This window comes from Bacillus sp. UMB0893 (genome assembly GCF_002858905.1).
Taxonomy (GTDB): Bacteria; Bacillota; Bacilli; order Bacillales; family Bacillaceae; genus Bacillus_P.
In genome coordinates, this window is the sequence record NZ_PKLB01000003.1 from 136,222 (window position 1) to 160,515 (window position 24,294).

General features: G+C 39.4%; 25 protein-coding genes. 4 read left to right on the plus strand and 21 right to left on the minus strand.

Annotated elements, in window-relative coordinates; genetic code table 11:
- Nucleotides 1–64: 64 nt before the first annotated feature.
- A complete protein-coding gene (locus tag CYJ36_RS08585; protein ID WP_101566806.1) occupies nucleotides 65–946 on the minus strand; it encodes a YitT family protein in 882 nt (293 codons plus the stop codon).
- A 196-nt stretch (nucleotides 947–1,142) separates the two neighbouring features.
- On the opposite strand from CYJ36_RS08585, the gene CYJ36_RS08590 reads away from it, so the two are divergent.
- On the plus strand, nucleotides 1,143–1,397 hold the full coding sequence (locus CYJ36_RS08590; RefSeq protein ID WP_101566808.1) for a DUF2624 domain-containing protein: 255 nt from the start codon (nucleotides 1,143–1,145) through the stop codon (nucleotides 1,395–1,397).
- A gap of 33 nt (nucleotides 1,398–1,430) precedes the next feature.
- Here the strand turns inward: CYJ36_RS08590 and CYJ36_RS08595 are convergent, their stop codons facing one another.
- Nucleotides 1,431–2,327 (minus strand): deoxyribonuclease IV, encoded by an 897-nt coding sequence (locus CYJ36_RS08595; RefSeq protein WP_101566810.1) that lies wholly within the window; start codon nucleotides 2,325–2,327, stop codon nucleotides 1,431–1,433.
- 12 nt (nucleotides 2,328–2,339) lie between these two features.
- Nucleotides 2,340–3,656, minus strand: a complete 1,317-nt coding sequence (locus CYJ36_RS08600) for a DEAD/DEAH box helicase (protein WP_101566812.1) — start codon at nucleotides 3,654–3,656, stop codon at nucleotides 2,340–2,342.
- Between the two features lie 189 nt (nucleotides 3,657–3,845).
- Here CYJ36_RS08600 and vrrA point away from each other — a divergent pair, with 189 nt between their 5' ends.
- Entirely contained in the window at nucleotides 3,846–4,502 is a 657-nt protein-coding gene (gene vrrA / locus CYJ36_RS08605) for a VrrA/YqfQ family protein (RefSeq protein WP_308315274.1), read from the plus strand.
- Between the two features lie 115 nt (nucleotides 4,503–4,617).
- On the plus strand, nucleotides 4,618–5,562 hold the full coding sequence (locus CYJ36_RS08610; RefSeq protein ID WP_101566814.1) for a 4-hydroxy-3-methylbut-2-enyl diphosphate reductase: 945 nt from the start codon (nucleotides 4,618–4,620) through the stop codon (nucleotides 5,560–5,562).
- Between the two features lie 46 nt (nucleotides 5,563–5,608).
- Here CYJ36_RS08610 and CYJ36_RS08615 read toward each other — a convergent pair whose 3' ends face one another.
- The 9 genes from CYJ36_RS08615 to CYJ36_RS08655 form a co-directional block, all read right to left on the minus strand.
- Nucleotides 5,609–6,730, minus strand: coding sequence for a Nif3-like dinuclear metal center hexameric protein (locus tag CYJ36_RS08615; RefSeq protein ID WP_101566816.1), 1,122 nt, complete (start codon nucleotides 6,728–6,730; stop codon nucleotides 5,609–5,611).
- Entirely contained in the window at nucleotides 6,727–7,440 is a 714-nt protein-coding gene (locus CYJ36_RS08620; RefSeq protein ID WP_101566817.1) for a tRNA (adenine(22)-N(1))-methyltransferase, read from the minus strand. Before CYJ36_RS08620 ends, CYJ36_RS08615 begins: the two co-directional genes overlap by 4 nt.
- Before the next feature lie 92 nt (nucleotides 7,441–7,532).
- Nucleotides 7,533–7,895, minus strand: coding sequence for a cytochrome c550 (cccA, locus tag CYJ36_RS08625; protein ID WP_101566818.1), 363 nt, complete (start codon nucleotides 7,893–7,895; stop codon nucleotides 7,533–7,535).
- Nucleotides 7,896–8,072: 177 nt separating this feature from the next.
- Nucleotides 8,073–9,212, minus strand: a complete 1,140-nt coding sequence (locus CYJ36_RS08630; RefSeq protein WP_101566819.1) for an acyl-CoA dehydrogenase family protein — start codon at nucleotides 9,210–9,212, stop codon at nucleotides 8,073–8,075.
- Between the two features lie 407 nt (nucleotides 9,213–9,619).
- On the minus strand, nucleotides 9,620–10,732 hold the full coding sequence (gene rpoD, locus CYJ36_RS08635) for an RNA polymerase sigma factor RpoD (protein ID WP_101566821.1): 1,113 nt from the start codon (nucleotides 10,730–10,732) through the stop codon (nucleotides 9,620–9,622).
- 113 nt (nucleotides 10,733–10,845) lie between these two features.
- Nucleotides 10,846–12,651 carry a DNA primase gene (dnaG, locus tag CYJ36_RS08640; RefSeq protein ID WP_101566823.1) on the minus strand — a complete coding sequence of 602 codons (1,806 nt, stop codon included), beginning with the start codon at nucleotides 12,649–12,651 and terminating at the stop codon, nucleotides 10,846–10,848.
- A gap of 32 nt (nucleotides 12,652–12,683) precedes the next feature.
- A complete protein-coding gene (locus tag CYJ36_RS08645) occupies nucleotides 12,684–13,136 on the minus strand; it encodes a YaiI/YqxD family protein (protein ID WP_101567139.1) in 453 nt (150 codons plus the stop codon).
- 313 nt (nucleotides 13,137–13,449) lie between these two features.
- On the minus strand, nucleotides 13,450–14,262 hold the full coding sequence (locus tag CYJ36_RS08650) for a pyruvate, water dikinase regulatory protein (protein ID WP_101566825.1): 813 nt from the start codon (nucleotides 14,260–14,262) through the stop codon (nucleotides 13,450–13,452).
- Between the two features lie 19 nt (nucleotides 14,263–14,281).
- Nucleotides 14,282–14,920, minus strand: coding sequence for a helix-turn-helix transcriptional regulator (locus tag CYJ36_RS08655; protein WP_101567140.1), 639 nt, complete (start codon nucleotides 14,918–14,920; stop codon nucleotides 14,282–14,284).
- A 98-nt stretch (nucleotides 14,921–15,018) separates the two neighbouring features.
- On the opposite strand from CYJ36_RS08655, the gene CYJ36_RS24045 reads away from it, so the two are divergent.
- Entirely contained in the window at nucleotides 15,019–15,207 is a 189-nt protein-coding gene (locus CYJ36_RS24045) for a hypothetical protein (protein WP_219621078.1), read from the plus strand.
- A 43-nt stretch (nucleotides 15,208–15,250) separates the two neighbouring features.
- Here CYJ36_RS24045 and glyS read toward each other — a convergent pair whose 3' ends face one another.
- The 9 genes from glyS to CYJ36_RS08705 all read right to left on the minus strand — a co-directional run bounded on the left by glyS (nucleotide 15,251) and on the right by CYJ36_RS08705 (nucleotide 24,257).
- Complete coding sequence (gene glyS, locus CYJ36_RS08665) at nucleotides 15,251–17,314, minus strand: glycine--tRNA ligase subunit beta (RefSeq protein WP_101566829.1); 2,064 nt, start codon at nucleotides 17,312–17,314, stop codon at nucleotides 15,251–15,253.
- The gene (gene glyQ / locus CYJ36_RS08670; protein WP_101566831.1) at nucleotides 17,307–18,197 is read right to left on the minus strand and encodes a glycine--tRNA ligase subunit alpha; all 891 of its coding nucleotides are present in this window, start codon (nucleotides 18,195–18,197) and stop codon (nucleotides 17,307–17,309) included. Before glyQ ends, glyS begins: the two co-directional genes overlap by 8 nt.
- Nucleotides 18,198–18,711: 514 nt before the next feature.
- On the minus strand, nucleotides 18,712–19,467 hold the full coding sequence (gene recO, locus CYJ36_RS08675; protein WP_101566833.1) for a DNA repair protein RecO: 756 nt from the start codon (nucleotides 19,465–19,467) through the stop codon (nucleotides 18,712–18,714).
- A 32-nt stretch (nucleotides 19,468–19,499) separates the two neighbouring features.
- Nucleotides 19,500–19,643, minus strand: coding sequence for a YqzL family protein (locus tag CYJ36_RS08680; protein ID WP_101566835.1), 144 nt, complete (start codon nucleotides 19,641–19,643; stop codon nucleotides 19,500–19,502).
- Between the two features lie 191 nt (nucleotides 19,644–19,834).
- Nucleotides 19,835–20,749, minus strand: a complete 915-nt coding sequence (era, locus tag CYJ36_RS08685; RefSeq protein ID WP_101566837.1) for a GTPase Era — start codon at nucleotides 20,747–20,749, stop codon at nucleotides 19,835–19,837.
- Nucleotides 20,742–21,140 carry a cytidine deaminase gene (locus CYJ36_RS08690; protein ID WP_180850190.1) on the minus strand — a complete coding sequence of 133 codons (399 nt, stop codon included), beginning with the start codon at nucleotides 21,138–21,140 and terminating at the stop codon, nucleotides 20,742–20,744. Before CYJ36_RS08690 ends, era begins: the two co-directional genes overlap by 8 nt.
- A gap of 114 nt (nucleotides 21,141–21,254) precedes the next feature.
- Nucleotides 21,255–21,632 (minus strand): diacylglycerol kinase family protein, encoded by a 378-nt coding sequence (locus CYJ36_RS08695; RefSeq protein ID WP_374702793.1) that lies wholly within the window; start codon nucleotides 21,630–21,632, stop codon nucleotides 21,255–21,257.
- Nucleotides 21,604–22,083 carry an rRNA maturation RNase YbeY gene (gene ybeY / locus CYJ36_RS08700; RefSeq protein ID WP_101566839.1) on the minus strand — a complete coding sequence of 160 codons (480 nt, stop codon included), beginning with the start codon at nucleotides 22,081–22,083 and terminating at the stop codon, nucleotides 21,604–21,606. The genes CYJ36_RS08695 and ybeY overlap by 29 nt, the downstream gene beginning before the upstream one ends.
- Nucleotides 22,080–24,257, minus strand: a complete 2,178-nt coding sequence (locus CYJ36_RS08705) for an HD family phosphohydrolase (protein WP_101566842.1) — start codon at nucleotides 24,255–24,257, stop codon at nucleotides 22,080–22,082. The genes ybeY and CYJ36_RS08705 overlap by 4 nt, the downstream gene beginning before the upstream one ends.
- Nucleotides 24,258–24,294: the final 37 nt, after the last annotated feature.

Genomic DNA, 24,294 nt, shown 5'->3' on the forward strand with positions numbered 1-24,294 from the left:
AGGAGCTGGGCATCATTTCTCTCTTTTGAAAAGCGCCAGCGCAATAGTCAGCTCGCAAAGAAAATTAATGAATGGCTGACTTGAAGTTCGTACCTTTCGTTTCTTGTGTATTCATTATGGTTATGAATGCATTTGTATCAATTTCATGAACGATTGACTTTAACTTTGTCACTTCAAGCCTTGTAATAACAGCATAAATGACCTCTTTCTCATCATCTGTGTAACCGCCTTTTCCTTTTAACTTCGTTGTTCCTCTGCCCAATCTTTGCAAAATAGCATCAGAAACATCTTCATAATAGTCAGAAACAATAATGACGGCTTTTGTTTCATCCAGCCCCTGAATCACAGTATCTATGGTTTTAAAGGCAATATAGTAAGCCATAACTGAATACATCGCTTGTTCAGCACCAAATACAAACGCTGCCCAGGTAAATACAAAAATATTAATAAACATAACAAACTCGCCTACCGAAAACGGTAGTTTTTTTGTAAGCAAGATACCTAAAATTTCGGCTCCATCAAGCGAACCTCCATTCCGGATAACTAAACCAACTCCAACACCAAGAATCAATCCTCCAAAAACTGTTGCTAAAATAGGTTCTTTCGTAAATGGTTCTGCATGATGAAGCAGCCCCTCAATTATTGCGAGGCATACAATCCCGAAAATAGATGAAACCATGAATGTCTTGCCGATTTGCTTGTAGCCGTAATACATAAATGGCAGATTTAAAACGACAACCAATGTTCCAAAGTTGATGAATGGAAGGCTGTCAGGTGTTATAGAATCTAAAATTAGCGAGACCCCAATGATTCCGCCATCGATAATGCTGTTTGGGATCAGGAAAAGCTCAATTGCCATTGCAGCAAGGGCTGCTCCGATAATAATTAAAATCAGCCTGGATAATAAACGGCCGACACTTTCTTTTTTATGCTGTTTTTTTGTCAATTGTATGACTCCTCTCCGTTTATTAAGAAAAGTGCAAGGGCCATTTTCAGCTCTCCTCGGTCAGAACGGATCTGACCGAGGAGTTTGGCCAACCGCTTGCCATCAATACACAAAACTTTATCTTTCTTATCTCTCAAAAAAATAGGCACTTTTCCCCTAAGTGAACCATACATTGAATTGTAGAGGAGGTATGTACGTGATTTTATTTCAAAAAATTATTAACCAAAAACTAAATTCTTTGGATGCCGATGGATTGCTGCAGCTTGCAAAACAAAACAGCCTTTCGATCGATCGAATTCAGGCTCAGGCGATTGTTAAAATTATTAGAGGGAAAAACATTAATATTTTCGATGATGCACAGCGTATCAGCCTTTTAAAAAAAGTAGCTGCAATTACTTCACCAGCAACTGCTCAGCAAGTGAATCAATTACTTCAGCAATTTATAGGCTAAAAAGCTGTCGGGCTTCATCGACAGCTTTCTTTTTTATGCTTGATTGCGGATTTGTTCCAGCAGGTTTTCATTGAATTCCTTTTGGCGCAGCATCGCTATCTCAAATTGATATGGCGGTTTTTTATCTTTCTTCTCTTCGCCAACATAAGGAGTTTCTAGAATTTTCGGCACATCTGCAAGCTGAGGATGATGGACGATGTAATTTAGAGCTTTAAAGCCGATATGACCAAAGCCGATGTTCTCATGACGGTCCTTTCGTGCTCCCGTAATGTTTTTGCTGTCATTGATGTGAAGGACTTTCAATCGGTCCAAACCCACAATTGAGTCAAATTGATGCAGCACGCCATCGAAATCATTGACGATATCATATCCTGCATCATGTGTATGACACGTATCAAAGCATACTGAAAGATGCTCATTATGTGTAACGCCATCAATGATCTGAGCAAGTTCTTCAAAGGAACGGCCGCATTCAGAGCCTTTCCCGGCCATCGTCTCGAGGGCGATTTGAATATTTTCATCTTTATCAAGAACTTCATTTAGGCCCTCGATAATTTTTTTGATTCCGATTTCTGCTCCTGCACCGACATGTGCTCCTGGATGAAGGACAATTTGCTTCGCTCCCAGTGCATGGGATCTGTCAATCTCTGATCTTAAAAACTGAACACCAAGTTCAAATGTCGCAGGATTTGTAGTATTGCCGATATTAATGATATATGGTGCATGTACAACGATATCAATAATTCCATTTTCACGCATATGAGCTTGTCCAGCTTCAATGTTCAAGTCTTCAATTTTTTTTCTTCTCGTATTTTGAGGTGCTCCTGTATAGATCATGAAAGTATTTGCTCCGTACGATACAGCTTCTTCGCTTGCAGCAAGCAGCATGTTTTTGCCGCTCATTGATACATGTGATCCTATTTTCAGCATCTGCTTATCCCCCTACTTGCGCTTTTGGTTTAATCTTCTTTGTCTCTTTTTAATTTCATCCATTTCTCTCGTCATTTTCTTTTTATAGCCAGGCTTCACGCCTTTTGGCTTTCTAACTTTGCTTTTTGCCATTTGATCGACGCCATCTGATGGTCTTACGCGTTTTTGTCTGCGTTTGCGATCCTCTACCTTTTTCCACTCGCCGTCGACAAGATCCTGATTTTCAAATTCAATGCCTAATTTCTCAAGTGTAATTAATGCATCTTCATTTTCTGGCTCATAAATAGTAGCTGCAATTCCAGAATAATCTGCACGACCGGTACGGCCTACACGATGAATATAAAAGTCAAGGTCACTTGGGAGTTCGAAATTAATAACATGGCTGACTCCTTCAATATCAATTCCCCTTGAAGCTAAATCGGTCGCAACTACATATTGATATTCAAGTTCATTGATTTGCTTCATCATTTTTTTGCGGTCCCGCGGTGATAAATCGCCATGGATACGGCCAACTTTAAAGCCTTTTGCAATTAGTCCGTCTGCAACCTCATCAGCCTTCTTTTTCGTATTTGTGAATACGATTGCTAAATACGGATTGAAGTTTTTCAGCATTTCAGATAACAGAACCGTTTTATTGCGGTGACGAAGAGGTACTAATACATGCTTAATTTTCTTTGCGGTTGCTTGTTTAGGTGCAACATGAGTAAATTTTGGGTTTTCCATGTATTTTTTCAAAAAAGGCTTTAATTTTTCAGGAATCGTAGCTGAAAAGACAAGAATTTGCAGTTTTTCTGGCATGTTTCCGCCAATCTTATCAACATCTTCGATGAATCCCATATCAAGCATCAAATCGGCTTCATCTACTACCAATGCTTTTGCCTGATGTACAAAAAGGGCTTTTTCGGCAATTAAATCCTTAATTCTTCCAGGTGTACCAATGACAAGCTGAGGCTGTGTTTTCAGCTTATCAATTGTGCGCTGCTTGTCTGTTCCGCCGATAAAACATTTAGCAGAAATCGTTTCGTCTTCTGGTGCGAATTTAATGACTTGAAGGGCATCCTGATAAATTTGATTGGCAAGCTCTCTAGTAGGGGCAGTAATGACAACTTGTACATTTTTGTTAGAGGGATCAATCCTTTGAATAAGAGGCAATAAATAAGCGTGCGTTTTTCCTGTGCCTGTCTGTGATTGTCCAATGGCTGTTTCCCCTTTTAAAAGCGCAGGGAATAAGCGTGCTTGAATTTCAGTCGGTTCATAAAAACCCAGCGCTTTAACAGCATCTATAATAAAAGGCTTAAATGGAAACTGATCGAACTTTGTTTGTTCCATGTTCATCATCTCCTTGATGAGTAAATTAGAAAATAAAAAATAAGACACGGGTGTCCATCAAAACATTATAAACGATAGCCGGCAAAAACTCCAATCGAATCCGCCTATTCTTATAACGATTGAAACCATTCCGCTTGATTCTGCATAACTTATAGGTAGAACAGACGTTAATTTAAAAGGAGGATCATCATGTTTCAGCAAAGACCTATGCCTCCAATGCCTTCTAGAGGATTCCCTCCTCAAAGAATGCAAATGGGCGGTCAGCCTTTTTTAAATCGAGCTTTTGGAAGCCGTCAAACTGGCGGATTTGGACGTGTTGGGTCATTCCAGCAATTCGGTCAGCAAATGAGGCCATTTTCTTCACAATTTGGCCCACAGGCATTCGGCGGTCAGCAATTTGGTGTTCAGCAGGCAATGGGCAGAGGCGGAGGAATTAAAGGCTTGCTATCAAGGTTTCTCCCAGGCGGCGGGGGTGCAGTGAATGCAACTGGCGCAGCACAAGGTTTGCAAGGAATTGCAAGTCCTGCCAACCTGTCGAGCATGCTTGGAAATGTTCAAAAAGTTCTCGGCATGGCTCAGCAAGTGACGCCTATGGTCCAGCAATATGGTCCGTTAGTTAGAAATCTTCCTGCTATGTTTAAGATTTACAGTGAACTAAAAAGCGGAGGATCTGGCGACAGTGAATCTGTATCAGAAGAAACAAGTTTAGAAGCAGACAATTCAGCTGAAGGTACTGAATCCGAAAGCGATCCGCCTAAAGAGATTTCGTCTCAGCCTGTCAAAAAGTCTGTGAAGGAAAAACCGCCAGCTGTAAAAGGGGCGTCTGCTCCAAAGCTTTACATCTGACATTCTTCTTTGTATTCTTCCTCATTCTCCGCTATAATAATAAGAGATTACGAGAGCCAAAAAGCCTTTTTCTTTGGCTTTTTTATATTCACTCTTCTCTTTAGGAGGATCTTTTATGGAAGTTATCAAGATTGCCCCGCGCGGATATTGCTATGGCGTTGTTGATGCCATGGTGATTGCAAAGAATGCGGCTTTAGATAAATCATTGCCAAGGCCTATCTATATATTAGGCATGATTGTTCACAATAAACATGTAACAAATGCATTTGAAGATGAAGGCATTATCACCTTAGACGGCAGCAATCGTATGGAAATACTAGAAAAAGTAAATAGCGGAACTGTCATTTTCACAGCTCACGGCGTATCACCTGAGGTTCGCAAAATTGCGGCAGAAAAAGGGCTTTTCACTCTTGATGCCACTTGTCCTGATGTAACAAAAACACACGACTTAATCCGTGAAAAGAAAGCTGAAGGCTATCATGTGATTTATATAGGAAAAAAATCACATCCTGAACCAGAAGGTGCTGTAGGTGTAGCGCCAGAAATCGTTCATCTGGTTGAAACAGAAGAAGATGTTGATGCACTTACATTTCAGAATGACAAAATTATCGTAACCAATCAAACGACGATGAGTCAATGGGACGTATTTGACATTATGGAACGTGTAAAAGAAAAGTATCCTCACGTTGAATATCATCAGGAGATATGCCTTGCGACTCAAGTACGCCAAGAAGCGGTTGCAGAGCAGGCAAAAGAGGCTGATTTAACGATTGTAGTTGGCGACCCTAAAAGCAACAATTCAAACCGTCTTGCTCAAGTCTCAGAGGAAATCGCCGGTACGAAGGCCTATCGGGTCTCAGATATCAGTGAATTGAAGCTGGAATGGTTTCAAGGAGTGAAAAAAGTGGCGATTACTGCCGGCGCCTCTACTCCTACACCCATTACAAAAGAAGTCATTCAGTTTTTAGAAAAATACGATCCTGAAAATGATTTAACCTGGAACATTGAACATAACGTTCCTTTACAAAAAATCCTGCCTAAAGTAAAAGCTGCAAAATAAAACAAGTGCCAAATCTAAGATTTGGCACTTGTTTTTTATAAAAAAATTATACAATCGTAAATGGATCTGTATGAATCTCCGATGGAAAAATACTTACCTCAAACTTCTTTTCCTCACACATAGAAAGAAGGATGTCTGTTACCCCTTTTTTCATCACTTTTTCCACATTATGTCCTGGATCTATTACATTTAATCCCATCATCATTGCATCATGTGCTGTGTGATAATAGAGATCGCCTGTTACATAGACATCTGCACCTTTTCTTTTTGCCTGATGGATATATTTGTTGCCGTCACCGCCGAGTACAGCAACTTTCTTAACCTTTGAATTTTTATCGCCTGTCATTCTTACAAAAGGAACTTCAAGCGTTTTTTTTACATGCTCAGCAAATTCATGAAGTGTCATCTCGTTTTCTAATATTCCGACTCGACCTAAGCCTAATGACTGACCCTGTGCTTCTACAGGATAGATGTCGTATGCCACTTCCTCATAAGGATGAGCTTTAAGCATGGCTGATACTATCTTTCTTTGCTGGCTGGCAGGAATAATGGTTTCAATTCTTTCTTCTTCTACAAATTCCGTTTTCCCGGCTTCTCCTACGTATGGATTAGAGCCTTCAAGCGGCAGGAAGCTTCCTGTACCGCTAGTAGTAAAAGAACAATGACTGTACATTCCAATATGTCCTGCACCTGATTGCCCTAGAACGGCCTTGAGATTGTCTGAATGGTCTTTGGGTACATAGACTACTAATTTCTTCAATTCCTCCTGATAGGTATCCTCAAGCACTTCTGTGTTCGTTAATTGCAGGGCCTCTGCGAGCAAATCATTTACTCCCCCTGCTGCAACGTCTAAATTAGTATGTGCGGCATACACAGCTATATCATGCTTGATGCATTTTTCAATGATGCGTCCTCCCGGCTGATCTGTCGCAATATTCTTGAGCGGGCGAAAAATTGGAGGATGATGGGCTATAATCAAGTTTGCTTTTTTCTCAATGGCTTCATCCACTACTTCTTCGAGAACATCCAGCGCGATCATAACACCATGAATCGGTTTACTCAATGTGCCGATTTGCAAACCGATTTTATCACCTTCCATTGCATATTCTTTTTTCGAATACGATTCAAACAATTGTATGATTTCAAAGCCGTTAGGTATTTTGCTCATTCCTCTATTACCTCCTTAAGCATTACGATTAAATCATGCAATTCTTTTTTCTTTGCCTCATTCTCACGGCTTGGGGCGGCACCGGATATGCTGTCGATAATACGATGATAATGTTCACATTCCTGCTTCCATTTTTTTAGAAAAGGCTCTGTTTTTTCTTTCATTAAAAATGGCCCTAAAAGCAATCCTTTTTTAAGCGTAGAATGCTGATAAGGAGCTTCTGCATTTCCCCTCTCAGCAACAAGTACTTCATATATTTTTCCGTCTTCTTCCAGAATTTCTTCATTGATCAGTTCCCAGCCGTTTTCAAGCAGCCATCTGCGCACATGATGAGCATGCAGGTTAGGCTGAAGAATTAACCGTTCAACACCTGCTAATTTTTGCTTTCCTGCTTCAAGAATTTTCTCAATTAACGCTCCGCCCATACCAGCAATAGTAATACAAGTTACTTCATTCGGCTGAATGACATCAAGCCCGCTCCCCAAACGAACGGATATGACGTCTTCAAGCCCGCTCTTCTTCACTTGTTTTTGGGCCGATTGAAATGGTCCCTCCACAACCTCTCCTGCAACAGCTGACAAAGCTAAGCCGTTTAAAAGGGCATAGCAAGGCAAATAAGCATGGTCTGATCCTATATCTGCTAACACAGCTTTTTCAGGTATATAATTGGCTACTGTTTTTAGCCTTTTGGATAAATTAACATCATTCATCTTTAAACCACCACATTCTTATGTACTTTAATATTCTGCTCTCTCTATAATAAGAAAAGTCCTTCACATATGCAAAGGACATTCTCACTTCATTATTTAATTTTAGAAACCCATTCTGCCATCTCGTCCAATTTTTCATCAGGAACTAGACCGGGAGGCATGTTTCCTCTGCCATTTTTAATTGTTTCTTTGATTCCGTCAACACCCAGTCTGTCGCCGGCACCTTTTAGAGCCGGACCTGCACCGCCTTCGTAATTCTCACCATGGCAAGAAATACAGCTTTGCTGGTAGATTTCCTCTGGTGAAGCGTTTGCAACTTCGCCCGATTTATCTTCCTCTTTACCTTCTCCAGCCATTTCTTTCATATCACCGAGCCCTTTTATAGATAAGAAAAACATAAGGCCGATTCCGATTATGGCAACTAAAGCAAATGGAATAAGTGGATTGCGATTCATTATGTAACCTCCCCTATGTAAAAATCTTGAAATGCAGGTAAACGATAGATTTAAACAATCTCTATTTTACTTCAAAATTTCACGAAGTAAAAGAACTTATTCTATAAGTTAAGCTGTTTTTCAAAATTTAGTCAAAAAAACTTCATCAATATAATGAAGTTTTTGATTTGTTATGATTCAGCACCCAATTTGCCGTGCAATGACCATGCGCTGCACTTCACTTGTTCCTTCGCCAATTTCCAGCAGTTTTGCATCTCGAAGGTATCTTTCAACATGATATTCTTTCATATAGCCGTATCCGCCATGAATCTGAATGGCTTGATTTGTCACTTCTGTACACATCTCAGATGCATACAGCTTGCAAAAAGAAGCTTCCTTCGTAAAGGGCTTTCCTTGATCTTTTAACCATGCTGCTTTATAGACCATCGTTCTTGCCAGTTCAATTTTCATTGCCATATCTGCGAGCTTAAATTGAATGGCCTGAAACTCGCTTAATGTTTTGCCGAATTGTTTTCTTTCTTTAGAATATGCCAAAGCTTTTTCAAAAGCAGCCTGAGCAATTCCAACCGCCATTGCTCCAATTCCTATTCTTCCACCATCAAGGGTCATTAAAAACTGTCTGAAGCCATTGCCTTTTTTACCGAGAAGATTCTCAGCAGGAACAACTACATCTTCTAAGATTAGTTCAGTCGTATTTGAAGCGTTTAATCCCATCTTTTCATAATTATCGATCACTTTAAATCCAGGTGCATCTGTTGGAACAATAATTGCACTTATTTCTTTTTTGCCCTCTGAACGATCTGTTATTGCTGTTAATGCAAGGAATTTGGCGTATGATGCGTTTGTAATATAGCACTTATTTCCGTTAATTGTAAACTTCCCATCATCCATTGTTGCTTCAGTAAGCGTACCTCCTGCATCAGATCCTGCGTTTGGTTCCGTTAGACCGAAAGCTCCTAAAGATTCACCTGAACAAATTTTCGAAAGATATGTTCTTTTTTGTTCTTCTGTTCCAAACATATGGATTGGTGCTCCGCCTAAAGAAATGTGAGCCGAATATGTAATTCCAGTTGAACCGCATGCCTTGCTGAGTTCTTCCGTTACGATTGCAAAGCTGATTGTATCCGCGCCGCTTCCTCCATATTCTTCTGAAAAGGGGAGTCCAAGCATCCCCATTTCTCCGAGCTGCTGAAAAATTTCAGCAGGAAACTGCTTGGATTTATCCCTGTCATATGCTCCAGGCTCAACCACTTCTTCTGCAAACTCTTTAATCGTTTTTTGAATCATGTTCTGTTCTTGTGATAATTCAAAATTCATGGTATCCCTCCGTTTTGTATACGCTTACATATTGAATTATAAATTGAAACAAACCATTTTCACAACTTTTTAAATTTTTATTTAATTAAAAAAAATTTCGTGACCTCATCCTTTCAAAAGGGAATGTGGTCATTCTTCGCGTTTTTATGAGGCTTTTCAAGGTTTTATTTCGAATTTCAAGAATTCTTTTCCAAAAAACATGAAGGGCTAATGTTCATTTATTAGGAAAGATAAGGGAAAATTCAGTTGAGGGTGATTTGCAAATTAAATAACAATTAAGTAAAATAAATGAAAAGAATGAAGTTTTGTTAACGTTATCATAATGAAATTGCTTTTTTAAGGCAAACAAACAGCATAAACATTGAGATATCAACTCAATAAAAAAAAGCGAACATAATGTCCGCTTTCTACTCCAAGAAATCTTTTAATCGTTTGCTTCTGCTTGGATGACGCAGCTTGCGAAGTGCTTTTGCTTCGATTTGACGGATACGTTCTCTTGTAACACCAAATACTTTGCCGACTTCTTCAAGAGTTCTCGTACGTCCATCGTCAAGGCCAAAACGAAGGCGAAGAACATTTTCTTCCCGATCAGTCAGTGTATCCAAAACATCTTCAAGCTGTTCTTTTAACAGCTCGTATGCTGCATGCTCTGATGGAGAGGTCGCATCCTGGTCTTCTATAAAATCACCAAGATGTGAATCGTCTTCTTCACCAATCGGTGTTTCAAGTGATACTGGTTCTTGGGCAATTTTTAAAATTTCTCTTACTTTATCAGGGGTTAAATCCATATCTTCAGCAATTTCTTCAGGTGAAGGTTCACGGCCAAGGTCTTGAAGAAGCTGACGTTGGACACGGATCAATTTATTAATTGTTTCAACCATATGAACAGGGATACGGATGGTTCTGGCCTGATCAGCTATCGCTCTTGTAATCGCCTGTCGGATCCACCATGTAGCATACGTACTGAACTTGAATCCTTTACGGTAATCAAACTTCTCAACAGCTTTCATGAGACCCATGTTGCCTTCTTGTATAAGGTCCAAAAACAGCATTCCGCGGCCTACGTATCTTTTGGCAATACTTACTACAAGACGAAGGTTTGCTTCAGCAAGTCTTCTCTTAGCTTCTTCATCGCCATCTTCAATTCGATTTGCAAGCTTAATTTCTTCATCAGCTGTCAGCAAATCAACGCGGCCTATTTCTTTCAGATACATACGAACAGGGTCATTAATTTTAACTCCAGGGGGTACGCTTAGATCATTTAAATCAAATTCTTCTTCTTTTGCAAGCTGCTGTATATTAGGATCATCGGTCTCCTCATTATCACCAACTAATTCAACACCCTGTTCACCAAGGTATTCGTAATACTCATCCATTTGGTCTGATTCAATTTCGAAGCCAGACATGCGTTCTGCAATCTCTTCGTATGTTAAAACACCACGTTTTTTTCCGATTTCTGTTAATTGGTCTTTTGCTTGTTCCAATGTCAACTCAGAATCATGGGTTTGTTTATCAGCCATTGGATCCCCTCCTTCCAAACTCTTGCAATTATACTTTATGTGAATGAGCTAAAAGGTATAAAACTGCCTTAGCTGCAATGAATCATAATTTTTTTGCGTTTATTCAGCTGCCATTATTTAAGGTCCCGCTTCAGCCGGATGACTTCCATTGCAATATTGGCGGCTTTCACAAAATCCTTTTGACGCTCTGCTTCAAGCTTTTCAGCTTCTTTTTCTTTTATCATTAACCAATTTTGGTGATTCAACACCTGTTTGATGTAATCTGCTAACTCTCTTTCAGAAATATCTTCATTAACGGAGAGCATGGCGATATCTGATACAAATTGGTGAAGCCCTGTGCCGGGGAGTTTTCTAAGAAAAGAGCTTACACTTGCTTCATTTCCTTCTTCGTAATAAGCATATAAGTAAGTTATAATAGCTCTGTGCTCTTCTATGTTGAATTGAAGCCCAATCCTATCAAGCACCTTTTGTGCAATTTCCCTATTGCGCAGCATATGTGCAATTAGCAGCCTTTCTGCATTGTGAAATGCAGGCAAAAGTCTTCTCTGCTGCGGCTTAAAAGCTGAAGCGGCTAGAGCGGTTTGCTGCTCCTTTTCCCTCTCAGGCTTTTTATTCAATTTTTTCTCCTGCATTTGACTCTTCAGCACATCCATCGATAAGGAAAATTCTCCAGATAGCTGTTTCAAATACAATTCAATTTCCACTGGGTTTTCAAGGAGGCTTAGTTCTTTCAGTATTTCTTCTATATACTGCAGTCTTTGTCCTTCATCTTGAAGATTTTTTCCTTTGCGAAAGAATTGCATTTTAAATGCCATTAACGTGATGCTGGCCCCTATTACATCTTTTTTGAACTTTTCTGGTCCATGTGTTCTAATGTAGTCATCAGGGTCTGTACCATCAGGCAAAGCCGCAACTCTCATTTTACAGCCTGCTGCAGCAAGTGTTTTGGAAGCTCTTAAAGTCGCTTCCAATCCTGCTGAATCAGAATCATAACAGATTATAACATCTCCGGCATTTCTTTTGATGATTTTTGCCTGAGCTTCTGTCAATGATGTTCCCATTGTTGCAATTGAGTGCTGTACACCAGACCGTACGGCGGAAATAACGTCTGCAAATCCTTCAAATAAGACAACTTGCTGATTTTTCCGTATATGTACTCTTGCGTTATGAAAATTATAAAGAACTTTGCTTTTATTAAAGATAGGTGTTTCAGGACTGTTTAAGTATTTAGGCTGTTCTTTTCCAAGTACTCTTCCTGAAAATGCAATCGGTCTGCCTCCATGATCAACTATTGGAAACATAATACGGTTACGAAAACGGTCTAAGTATTGATCAGAGGAGCTTTTTTTGACTAGAAGCCCTGCTTTTTCCATCAACTGCGGATTGTACCCCCGCTTTGTCAGGAATTTGGCAACAAAATCCCATGAATCCAGTGCATAGCCGATTTCAAATTGTTCAATGGACTCTTTTGTAAATCCCCGTGATGTTAAGTAATCCAAGGCAGCTTGACCTTCATTCGTGTTTACAAGCAAATGATGATAAAACTTTTTGAGCAGCTCGTGTGCTTCAATCATTTTTTCATTTTCGCTATTTGCATCTTTTGGCTGAACTGGATTTATTTGATCAGGAAGATCAATATGTAATTTATCAGCTAATGCTAAAGCAGCTTCAACAAATGAATAACCTTCAATTTGCATTAAGAATGAAAAGACGTTCCCGCCAGCACCACATCCAAAGCAATGATAAATCTGCTTATCATGTGAAACGGAGAACGATGGTGATTTCTCGCCATGAAATGGACAAAGTCCAAAATGATTTCGTCCTTGCTTCTTCAATTGAACATATTCACTGACAACATCCACAATGTCTGCGGATTGCTGAATTTTTTCGATGATTTCATCAGGAATGCGATTTGTCATTCTAACAACTCCGTGATACAAATATTCGTGATTTAACCACTAATTCCTGCATCTTTCGACAAAATCTTTTCTAAAGTGAAAATAAAGCTGTCTCTGTCTGCCTGGGTAAACTTCTTTGGACCTTTTGTATGCTTGCCGCCACGTCGTTCTTTAGCCGAAAGATACCTGTATTCCAATGCTGTTTCAATATTGTCTTCTGTATATTGTTTACCCCTTGGAGTCAGGACAATAACCCCTTTATTCAGGAGAAGTCCCGCAAGTCCAATATCTTGCGTCACAACAATATCATGACGATTAGAGTGATTAACGATATAAATATCAGCTGATTCTTTGCCGGTATCCACATAAGCCCAATCAAATCCGTATGTATTCGATGTCTGATGATTGTACGAGGCAACAAACAGAACACAGATATGATAGCGAATAGCAAGATCTGCAATTTCCTGTTTAACAGGGCAAGCATCCGCATCGACAATTATCTGCATCTTTTTTTCGTCATCTTTCACTATTCTACATCACTCCAATAGATTCCTTCTAAAGCATTTAGAAAAGATAGCTGAGAAACCGCGACTCTATTTGTCGAATTATTTTTCCTTGCTTTCCTTGACAGATCACAATAAATAGTTTATTCGTTCTAGGTCAAGTCTAAACCTAAAATAAGTAATTTTATCACAATTTTTTATTATAATACAAAGTCTTTAAATTTTCCATTCTTTTTAACTGACTAAATCCTGTTAATTTCAAGCAAACAGAAAACTCAGAGGGATCGAATCTCTGAGTTCAAATCTAGTTTCCGTTTTAATTATATCCGGTCATAATATTTTGAATCATATTAGCTGTTTCTTCAACTGCTTTGTTGGAAACATCAATGACTTGACAGCCAATTCTCTCGATTATCTTTTCAAAGTATTCAAGCTCTACTTTAATTCTGTCTATGTTTGCATAGATGGCTTTATCGTTAAGTCCGAGTGAAATCAGTCTTTCTTTTCGGATGTCATTTAATTTATCCGGGCTGATTTTTAATCCAATGCATTTTTTAGGAGATACTTTAAATAGCTCCTCTGGCGGCTCAACTTCTGGTACAATCGGCACATTTGCTACTTTGAACCGCTTATGAGCCAAGTATTGAGACAGGGGTGTTTTCGATGTTCTTGAAACACCTACCAAAATAATATCAGCTTTCATAATCCCGCGAGGATCACGGCCATCATCGTATTTAACAGCAAACTCAATCGCCTCTACCTTTTTAAAGTAGTCTTCATCAAGTTTGCGGACTCTGCCAGGTTCGTATTTTGCATTGATGCCATAAGCAGACTCCATTTTATCTATTAACGGGCCGATGATGTCATAATAAACAACCCCTTGCGCTTCAGCTTCTGCAATAAGTCCTTGCCTTAGATCAGGCACGACCAATGTAAAGCATACGATCGCCTGCTCAAGCTTAGCGAGAGCTATAACCTCTTTAATCGTACCGAGATCCTCTACATAAGGAATTCGTTTGATTTTTGTGTCAGCAGCATACCCGTTAAATTGGCTTATTGCCGCTTTTATGACCAGTTCAGCGGTTTCGCCCACAGAATCTGATACTACATAGACATGACGATTGTTCATACCATTCCTCACTCCCCAGTTAGATGATTTCATTCTCCGCTAGTCCGACCAAGATTTTCGTCATATTTGTTTTAGTAATTCTGCCAATTACTTCAAAACCCTTTTCAGTTTCTTTAATAACAGGAATGGCATCAATTTGTTTATTTATTAAGTACTTTGCAACATCCATAATATAATCTTCGCGCTGGCACATCGTAATGTTCGGCATTCGTGTCATAATAATATTTACAGGTATGGAAGCGAGCTCCTGCTTGCCGATGCTTGCTCTAAGCAGATCTTTTCTTGATAAAACTCCGACAAGAATTGACCCTTGGTCCACCACAAATAAAGTTCCGACATCTTCCAGAAACATCGTAACGATGGCGTCATACACAGATACATTTTCATTTACGACAACAGGAATAGATTGAAAATCTTTTACTTGTAATTTTTTGAGCTTTTCTGACAGGAGGCCTGCACCTGTTTTCCCAGTATAGAAGTAGCCTACCCTTGGTCTTGCCTCAAGGTAGCCTGCCATTGTCAGAATAGCAAGGTCAGGACGCAGTGTTGCCCTTGTCAAATTCAGCTGATCTGCGATATGTTCACCAGTAATCGGCCCATTGTCTTTAACAATTTGCAGAATATGATCTTGTCTTTTATTTAATTCGATTGTACTCACCGCCTTAAGGTTCCAATACATATGTATCGCTCGTTCTTCTATTTCCGATGATTAAATAGGTTATACTATATATAAATATTATATACTATTTGTTCGGTTTGAAAAGAACCTTTAGAAAAGAAAAGCGGAACCGCCTGTTTAACCCAGGCATAGCAGAAAAGGATCCGACGGGGAAGTCCGGGGTTAACTTCATCGGCGGAGCCGTTCTGACCGAGGGGTTAGGCGGTGGAGCTGGACAATTACGAAAAGCGGTTTCAATTTCTGCAATCAGTTATTTGTTCTCCTAAAAAAGAAGGAGACGATTGCCGTTTAGAGGCAACCGTCTTGTTTCTATTTTACAATGACAGCATCCATATTGGCAAAAGATTCAATCATGGCAGCAAGCTGTTTCATTTGCGCCAGACGATTCGTTTTTAGAGCCTCATCCCTAGCCATTACCATTGTTTCATTAAAGTATGATTGAATAAAAGGCTGCAATGTGCAAAGTGAAGCAAAAGCCTGTTTATAATCTCCGCCGGCAACGCTCGATTCATATTCTTTTTTCACCTGTACAGATATCTCGTAAAGAAGGTGCTCTTCATTATTTTGGAAGAGTTCAGGGTTCACTTCGTTAGCAGACCCTTTTTTCGAGATATTTTGAACCCTTGCAAAAGCTTCCATTGTTTCTTTAAAGTTTTCACCTTTAGAAGAAGCTTCCAACACTTTTGCTTTTTCTAAAATAGCTGTCAGCTCATGCTGATCTGCTCCAAGGACTGCATCAATAATATCGTATCGTATTTTCTTTTCATCCAAAACATGCTTAACTCTCATTTTGAAAAAAGCAATCAGATCATTTCTTACTTTGTTTTCATCAATGTCTTTAAACGGAACAAGAGCAATTTCAAATAATTCTTCTAAAGAAATTTTCCACTTCTTAGCCAGCAAAATCTGTACAATTCCGCTTGCTTGACGTCTTAGAGCATAAGGATCCTGCGAACCTGTTGGAATAACGCCAATTGCGAAGAAACCTGAGATAGTATCCAGTTTATCAGCAAGAGCCACAATAGCACCTGTGTTTGAAGCAGGAGCCTTATCGTCAGCATGCCGCGGCATATAATGTTCATTTATTGCTGCAGCCACTTCATCTGCTTCTCCAAATGCCTTAGCATATTTTTCACCAATAATCCCCTGTAATTCCGGAAATTCATATACCATATTTGTCACAAGGTCGAATTTACAGATTTCCGCTGTGCGTTTTACAAAAGATTTTTCTTCATCTGATGCATTAAATCGCTCTGCAAGAGCAACGGAAAGCTCAGTTATTCTTCTTACTTTATCTCCCGTCGTTCCAAGCTCTTCATGGAAAACAATTTTATCCAGTTTTTTCAAATTGTCTGCGATCACAAGCTTTTGATCTTCTTTATAGAAAAAAGCAGCATCTGATAGGCGTGCACGAAGAACCTTTTCATTCCCTCTTGCTACATTTTCAATGTGGTTGTGATCACCGTTTCTTACGGTTACGAAATATGGAAGCAAGCGTCCTTCATGATCTTTCACAGGGAAATAGCGCTGGTGCTCTTTCATCGTTGTCACAAGCACTTCTTCAGGAAGAGATAGGTACTCTTCTTCAAATTTCCCAAACAACGCTGTAGGATATTCAACCAGATTCGTTACTTCTTCCAATAGTTCCTGATCAATCGGAATGTTCCACTTGTTTTCCTCTTCAAGATGATGAAGCTGTGTCAAAATGGCTTCTTTTCTTTTAACGGGTGAGGCAATGACAAACTGAGACAGCAGGACCTTTTCATAATCAGCAGGACGCTCAATTAATTGTTTGGTTCCTAAAAAGCGATGCCCCATTGTTTCATTTCCTGTATGTACACCAGTGATGTTAAAAGAAATGACCTCCTGGGCAAATAAAGCAACGATCCATTTGATCGGACGTGCAAACCTAAGATCCTGTGATCCCCAGCGCATATTCTTAGGAAAGGTCAAGCTCGTTATGATTTCTCGCAGCTCAGTTAAAAGCTCTTTCGTTTCTTTTCCTTTAATAAACTTCTGAACATGAACATATTCGATGCCGCCAATTTCCTTGAAATAGATATCATCAACACTTGCACCCTGGCCTCTGGAAAAACCGATGGCTGCTTTGGACCAGTTTCCCTCTTGATCCAGTGCAATCTTCCTAGCGGGTCCTTTAGCTTCTTCTTCAATATCCATTTGTTTAATCGCTACACCCTGGATTTGAACAGCCAGTCTTCTTGGGGTGGAATACACGCTGACTTCCCCAAATGAGATATTTTTCTCCTTTAGCCAGTTTGTAACTTTGAGAGAAAGCTGATTCATAGCATCTGTCACAAACCTTGCGGGCAATTCCTCAAGTCCGACTTCAAGCAGCAAATCATGTTTACTCATTTGTTTTCGCCTCCTCTTGTTTCAGCATTGGGAACCCTAATTTTTCCCGCTCATCATAAAATGTTTTAGCCACTTTTCTGGCTAGATTCCGAACACGGCCAATATACCCGGTTCTTTCAGTTACAGAAATTGCACCTCTTGCATCAAGCAAATTAAACGTATGGGAGCATTTAAGTACGTAATCATATGCAGGATGCACAAGTCCCTCATCCATTTGTCGATGTGCTTCTTTTTCGTAAATAGCAAACAGCTCGAACAGCATGTCAGCATTAGATGTTTCGAATGTATATTTAGAATGCTCATATTCAGGCATTAAGAAAATATCACGAACCGTAAATCCTTCTGTCCATTCTAAGTCAAAAACATTCTCCTTATCCTGAATGTATGAAGCAAGTCTTTCAATCCCATAAGTGATCTCTACAGATACCGGTTTGCATTCAATTCCGCCAACTTGCTGGAAGTAGGTGAATTGTGTGATTTCCATCCCATCAAGCCAGACTTCCCATCCTAGTCCGGCACAGCCTAGAGAAGGATTTTCCCAGTTATCCTCAACAAAGCGAATATCATGCTGAAGCGGATCAATCCCAAGCGCTTTTAAAGAATCTAAATACCATTCTTGAATATTGTCAGGCGACGGTTTGATAATTACCTGAAATTGATGATGCTGATAAAGACGGTTCGGATTCTCTCCGTATCTTCCATCAGCCGGACGCCGTGACGGCTCTACATATGCCACTTTCCAAGGTTCAGGACCTATCGCCTTAAGGAACGTATAAGGGCTCATCGTTCCTGCTCCTTTTTCGGTATCATACGCTTGCATTAAAATACAGCCGTGATCTGACCAATGTTTTTGCAATGTTACAATCATGTCTTGAATGTTCAACCTAAGCACCTCCAAATGCTTTACTTATTTAAAAACTGTGTTCGCGAAACCAATAAATACTCATTACCGTATTTATTCAGGTTTCGTGCTTTTTTCTAAAAAAAGGCTGTTTTCGCATTGATAGTTGTTTTTGGATATAAACTTTAGCCGTGGATTTCCGCTGCAGGCTCTTGCCTTCCACTCCAATCCACTAAGTTTTTAACCATTTTTCCAAAAAGCAACTTAACTTTATGAAAAGAGCCTTTAGAAAACAAAAAACTCCCGTCTCTATGCAGCTGTCAGCTGCATAGGGACGAGAGTTAACCCGCGGTTCCACCCTAATTGCCAATGCATCAAAGCATTAGCCTCTTTCCGGAAAAGTTGCTCAAGAACGCCTTTTCTCTGCCTGTTATCCCCTAGCTCGCACCATCCTAAGGTCGCTTTTCATAACAAATGGCAAATACTCTTTTTCTCTCACCGCAACATATTAATTTATTAGCATCATAATTCAATTAAAAGACGATGTCAATATGTATCAGGACAGCTTTCCTTTTAACGACTCAATCTGATCTAAAAACTTTTTGGATTTAAGGAATAAACCGGAGTATTCATTATAATATGAATCAATGACCCTTTTAATTTCAGCCTTTGTCTCCGGTTTTACAGTCACTTTTCCAAGTCTTTCTAAATCAAAATAATAAAACAAGCGCAATAGTTTAGCTGTCCCTTGAGAGATTTGCAGTCTATACGGATCGATTTCAAAGCATCTGTGACAGATAAATCCGTTTTCTCTAACAGAAAAATGAAACGTCCCATCCTTGCTGCTGCAGTTTACACATGAATCGAGCTGAGGATATAAACCAAGTACATTCACTATTTTCATTTCAAAGATATGAAGCAATATATCCGGGTCAATGCCTTCATTCAAAAGCTGCAGCGTCTGACTGAACAATTCAAAAAGAAAGGGATTGGGTTCGCGCTGTTCCGTACTTTTATCAAGCAATTCAGCAATATATGAGGCATATGCCGTCAAAAAGATATCTTCCCTGATCCCCCGCATGGATGAAATTGTCTCGCCCTGCTGCAAAGCTCCAAGCCCTGAAGATTTTTGAAATAAGAAATGGCCATAAGTAAATAACTGAGTTGAAGAGGTTAATCGGCTGCTGGGTTTCTTTGCGCCTCTAGCCATAACCCCGATTTTACCCATTTCACGGGTAAAAATCGTAATAATTTTATTTGTTTCACCATAATCGGTTGTTCTAATCACAATTCCTTCACATTTTTGAAGCAATCTTTCTCACCATCCAGAAGGATACGGTCAGATCACGAAATTGGAAAATCAACTTCTGCTAGCTCATGATCTTGTAAATCGGGTCCGTCACCAGTATCTTTTTCCAGTTCCTTAAAAAGAAGATAGGTATCAATATTACCTGTATTAATAAAGACTTTCCAGGTAAAATCCAACATGTAAACCCCCACCTTTCTGTCGTTAAGACAAGCAAGCTATTATCCAATTTCTATAACGTTATTTTGACCTGATATCCTTCATTTCATGTTAAACAAATTTTGTAAAAAAGCAGTTAACAAAAGGCTTTGACAGCACCTGTATTATTAAAATGTCTTTGTTCGCAAAGACATTGGTTTAGAAAAGAGACTTTTTAATATTCGTCTTCTCTAAATCCGAAATCACGAAGCTGGGTCATCTTATTGCGCCAGTCTTTTTGAACTTTAACCCATAGCTCCAAAAAGACTTTTGTACCAAGCAATGCTTCAATGTCCGCTCTAGCCCTCTGGCCGACTTCTTTCAGCATTTTCCCCTGCTTGCCTATTACAATTCCCTTTTGGGAATCACGTTCAACTATGACCGTTGCACTCACATAGATTGACTGATTGTTATCCCGCCTTTTAATGGCATCAATAACAACAGCCACTGAATGAGGAATTTCTTCCCGTGTTAAATGCAGCACCTTTTCACGGATTAATTCAGAAATAATGAATCTTTCTGGATGATCTGTTACTTGATCTGCGGGATAATATTGCGGTCCGACAGGCAAGTAAGATTCAATTTGCTCGAGAAGTGTATCGACATTATTACCCTGCAGCGCAGAAATCGGGATGATCTCTTTGAATGGGTAAAATGCACGATACTGATCAATTAATGGCAGCAGCTGATCAGGATGAATCTGGTCAATTTTATTAATGATCAAAAAAACAGGAGTTTTAGTATGCTGCAGTTTTTCGATGATAAATTCATCACCGCGGCCATAACCTTCTTCCGCATTAATCATAAATAGGACAACATCGACTTCTTTCAGCGTGTTTTGTGCAACCTTCATCATGAAGTCGCCGAGCTTGTGCTTTGGTTTGTGAATTCCTGGTGTATCTATAAAAACAATTTGAGAATCGTTTGTCGTGTAAACGCCTTGAATTTTATTGCGAGTTGTTTGCGGTTTGTCGCTCATAATGGCAATCTTTTGGCCAATTACACGATTAAGGAATGTTGATTTCCCTACATTTGGCCTTCCAATGATGGAGACAAAACCAGATTTGTAGCCTTTTTCTGTATTATTCATTTAAATCCTCCGCTGAAAATGCTCCTGGCAGCAAATCTGCTACTGTCCACTCTTTTACATCACCCTGCAAGTTTGTTAAGATGACTTTCATGTCTTTAGGACAAAGTTCCGAAATAACCTGTCTGCAAGCTCCGCACGGTGAAACAGGACCTTCTGTGTCAGCAACAATCGCCATGGCAGCAAACTCCTTGTCACCTTCAGATACAGCTTTAAACAAAGCTGTTCGTTCTGCACAATTTGTCATGCCATATGATGCGTTTTCAATGTTGCATCCTCTGTATACTTTTCCGTCTTTAGTTAATAGAGCAGCTCCAACTTGGAATTTGGAATAAGGAACATATGCCATTTCACGTGCTGCTATTGCTTCTTTGATGAGTTGTTCTGATTTCAAAGCTCTACTTCCTTTCTCTTTGGCGACACCATGTATTTCTATTTTACCTAAAAAGAGCAGAAATTTCATCCAAATGCCGCAAATGTAATTTAATTGTAAGAATTTTCCCAAAACTTATAAAACTTTCGGAATAAAAATGATTAATCCTATAATAACCGCTAGCACAGCATAAATCAAAACAGCACCTGCGGCTGCGTCTTTTCCCGCTTTTGCCAATGGATGATATTCTGAGGTTACAAGATCTACAATCCGTTCTAACGCTGTATTCATTAACTCAAGAGAAAGCATTCCGCCCATTAAAAAAAGGACAATAATCCATTCTGAGAGCGATATATGAAAGAAAAAACTGGCAGCTGTGACCAGGATGCAAATGACGATATGAAATTGAAAGTTCCGTTCGGTTTTAAAAGTAGTCAGGATCCCGTCCCAAGCAAAAGAAAAACTCCGAAAAAACCGTTCCCGCTCAGATCTCCCTTTTAAGCCCATAAGCATCAAGGATTTCCTTTTGTTTAGTGAACATCTTTGCTTCATCTTCAGGTGTCATATGATCATACCCAAGAAGATGAAGAAAGCCATGTACCGCTAAGAATCCAAGCTCTCTTGTAAAGGAATGGCCATATTCAAGCGCTTGTTCCTCTGCACGGGGGACAGATATAATAATATCTCCTAAAACTTGAGGCATGTCCATCCCTTTTATTGAAACTTCCCCTTCGCCCTGCTCTTCCATTGCAAATGAAATAACATCTGTTGCCTGATCTTTATTGCGATAATCCCGATTGATTTCTTGTATTTTTTGATTATCAACGAAAGTAACGGATAGCTCAGCATCCTCAGAAATACCTTCTATTTCAGCTGCCTGCTGCAGAAGACGATTGACTATTTGCAGCTGATCTTCCGCGAGTATTCCTGTTTCATCTGTCATGTCGATGATTATTCGATTCATGCTTGTCTCACCTTCTGTTTTGTTAGTTCCGGATATTCAATCCGGGAATGAAAAATACCTTTTAATGTCTCACTAAGTGATTTGGCGATTATATCAAGTTCTCTTAACGTTAAATCACACTCATTCAGCTGATGATCTTGTAGTCTGTCCGCAATGATTCCTCTAATAAGCTTTTCAATCTTATCTGGAGTCGGGTTAGACATGGAGCGAACCGCAGCTTCAACACTATCAGCAATTGAAATGATGGCAATTTCTTTTGTTTGAGGTTTAGGTCCCGGATAACGAAACTCGTCTTCATAAATATCTGGATGGTTTTGTTTTGCTTTATGATAGAAAAATTTTAATAATGTTGTTCCATGATGCTGTTCAGCTATATCTACAAATTCCTTTGGCATCTTATGCTTTCGCAGAAGCTCTGCACCGTCTGTTGCATGTGCAATAATGACATTTTTGCTTAATTGAGGCGACAATTTATCATGCGGGTTGTCAATATTCATCTGATTTTCGATAAAATACTGAGGCCGTTTTGTTTTACCAATATCATGATAGTACGCTCCTACACGGGCCAGCAGCCCATTTGCACCAATCGCTTCACAAGCTGCCTCTGAAAGATTTGCAACCATGACGCTGTGATGATAGGTTCCAGGTGTTTCTGTCAAAATTTTACGTAGCAAAGGATGATTTGGGTTAGATAACTCAATTAATTTCATTGTTGATAATATGCCGAATCCTGTTTCAAAAAATGGCATGAACCCAATCGTCAATACGGAAGAAACAAGTCCTGATACAAGGGCCATAATAAAATAAGAGCCGAGTTCAATATTCGAATAGCTCCCATTTTGTATGAGAATAATCGAAGTAATGATCAGGATATTTATTAGCGCTATAAACAGCCCGGTTTGAAGAATTCTTGAACGGACATTATGCTCGTTAAGGAATAACACTCCCGCTAAACAGCCGAACAAGTAATAGACTCCAATGGTAAAATTGAATGTCCCTGTAACGCCTTCATTAAAGATAATACTTCCGCAAATGGCAAAAATAATACTCGTTAAGATCGCAAGCCTTTCATGAAGCAGAAGTTTAATCATCATAGCTCCCATCGCAACAGGCACAAGGTAGCCGATATGCGTATATTCAATTTCCTGAAAGAAACTGATGATTTTTATGAGGAGGATTGTAATGCTAAAAATCAAAACGTATAGAATCAGAGAGTGATTTTTCTTCTCTGCTGATTTATCAGGTGCTTCAAAATAATAAATAAGACCTGCAATAATCAGAAGAATGATCAGCATTAAACCAGCAAATGGCTTTAAAGAAAGCTGATTGTCAAGCAACCCGACAAGTTCAAGCTTACGGTAAATGTCTCTGCTGATGTATCCGTTTTCCTCGACAAGAATCTGACCCTGTTTAATTTGAACTTCTTTTACATCATCATATGCCAGCTGCTTTTTTTCTTCCGTTGCGTCCAAATCAAAGACAAAGTTGGCAATCACTGCATATCTGCCGAGCTGGATGGCCGCATCAGTGAGTTCAGCACGCAGCGTAGAGGATTTAAGTTCTTCTTCTACAGCATTCTTAGCCTCCTCTTGTTTTTGCAGAGGAATTTCATTGCTCATGACACGATTTACTGCTGTAATAATTGCATCCTGGGCAATTGACAATTCATTGTCAGTAGAATTTAGCAGCGCTACGAAAGCATCATCCGGTATTTCTTCCCGAATCTCTGCAGTAAGCTTTTCTTTTAAACGTTTAAGTTTTTCTTCTCCAGAAATAGTAAAGGCTTCTTCTCCTTCAGCCAGATTTTCATTCTGAAGTTTCATTTCATCTGCTGCTTCATTATTTGTTTCTTTTACAAAATCAAAAATGGATGTTATGACTTCTACTCTGTTTACAACATAGTCTTTTCTCAGCACATATTCATCTTCTACAGCATCATATGCTTCCTGGCGTTTTTTTTCTGTTTCATAGGTATCATCTGCCTGTGTAGGTGCGATAATCGTTTGATCTGAATACGTGAAAAGTTCAACATCAACTGTTTCCGGTTTTACATTGCTGTAAAGGGAAACAAATATAACTGCTGCCAGCATGACATACATTGAAATATGTATAAAACGGTAGTTTTTTGCTTTTTCAATCAGCTGGATAAATTTCGTCTTCTTCTTCGTTTTCATAACATCACCCCCTGCTCCCCTTCACCGTCTGGCGCCC

Excerpts from the sequence above, each read along its gene's own strand:
- CYJ36_RS08595 (WP_101566810.1), bottom strand. The coding sequence starts at position 2,327 with ATGCTGAAAATAGGATCACATGTATCAATGAGCGGCAAAAACATGCTG.
- CYJ36_RS08600 (WP_101566812.1), bottom strand. The coding sequence starts at position 3,656 with ATGGAACAAACAAAGTTCGATCAGTTTCCATTTAAGCCTTTTATTATA.
- vrrA (WP_308315274.1), top strand. The coding sequence starts at position 3,846 with ATGTTTCAGCAAAGACCTATGCCTCCAATGCCTTCTAGAGGATTCCCT.
- CYJ36_RS08610 (WP_101566814.1), top strand. The coding sequence starts at position 4,618 with ATGGAAGTTATCAAGATTGCCCCGCGCGGATATTGCTATGGCGTTGTT.
- CYJ36_RS08615 (WP_101566816.1), bottom strand. The coding sequence starts at position 6,730 with ATGAGCAAAATACCTAACGGCTTTGAAATCATACAATTGTTTGAATCG.
- CYJ36_RS08620 (WP_101566817.1), bottom strand. The coding sequence starts at position 7,440 with ATGAATGATGTTAATTTATCCAAAAGGCTAAAAACAGTAGCCAATTAT.
- cccA (WP_101566818.1), bottom strand. The coding sequence starts at position 7,895 with ATGAATCGCAATCCACTTATTCCATTTGCTTTAGTTGCCATAATCGGA.
- CYJ36_RS08630 (WP_101566819.1), bottom strand. The coding sequence starts at position 9,212 with ATGAATTTTGAATTATCACAAGAACAGAACATGATTCAAAAAACGATT.
- rpoD (WP_101566821.1), bottom strand. The coding sequence starts at position 10,732 with ATGGCTGATAAACAAACCCATGATTCTGAGTTGACATTGGAACAAGCA.
- dnaG (WP_101566823.1), bottom strand. The coding sequence starts at position 12,651 with ATGACAAATCGCATTCCTGATGAAATCATCGAAAAAATTCAGCAATCC.
- CYJ36_RS08645 (WP_101567139.1), bottom strand. The coding sequence starts at position 13,136 with ATGCAGATAATTGTCGATGCGGATGCTTGCCCTGTTAAACAGGAAATT.
- CYJ36_RS08650 (WP_101566825.1), bottom strand. The coding sequence starts at position 14,262 with ATGAACAATCGTCATGTCTATGTAGTATCAGATTCTGTGGGCGAAACC.
- glyS (WP_101566829.1), bottom strand. The coding sequence starts at position 17,314 with ATGAGTAAACATGATTTGCTGCTTGAAGTCGGACTTGAGGAATTGCCC.
- CYJ36_RS08680 (WP_101566835.1), bottom strand. The coding sequence starts at position 19,643 with ATGTTGGATTTTACCTGGAAAGTCTTTATTAATACAGGTAATATTGAT.
- era (WP_101566837.1), bottom strand. The coding sequence starts at position 20,749 with ATGAATAATACAGAAAAAGGCTACAAATCTGGTTTTGTCTCCATCATT.
- CYJ36_RS08695 (WP_374702793.1), bottom strand. The coding sequence starts at position 21,632 with ATGCTTATGGGCTTAAAAGGGAGATCTGAGCGGGAACGGTTTTTTCGG.
- ybeY (WP_101566839.1), bottom strand. The coding sequence starts at position 22,083 with ATGAATCGAATAATCATCGACATGACAGATGAAACAGGAATACTCGCG.
- CYJ36_RS08705 (WP_101566842.1), bottom strand. The coding sequence starts at position 24,257 with ATGAAAACGAAGAAGAAGACGAAATTTATCCAGCTGATTGAAAAAGCA.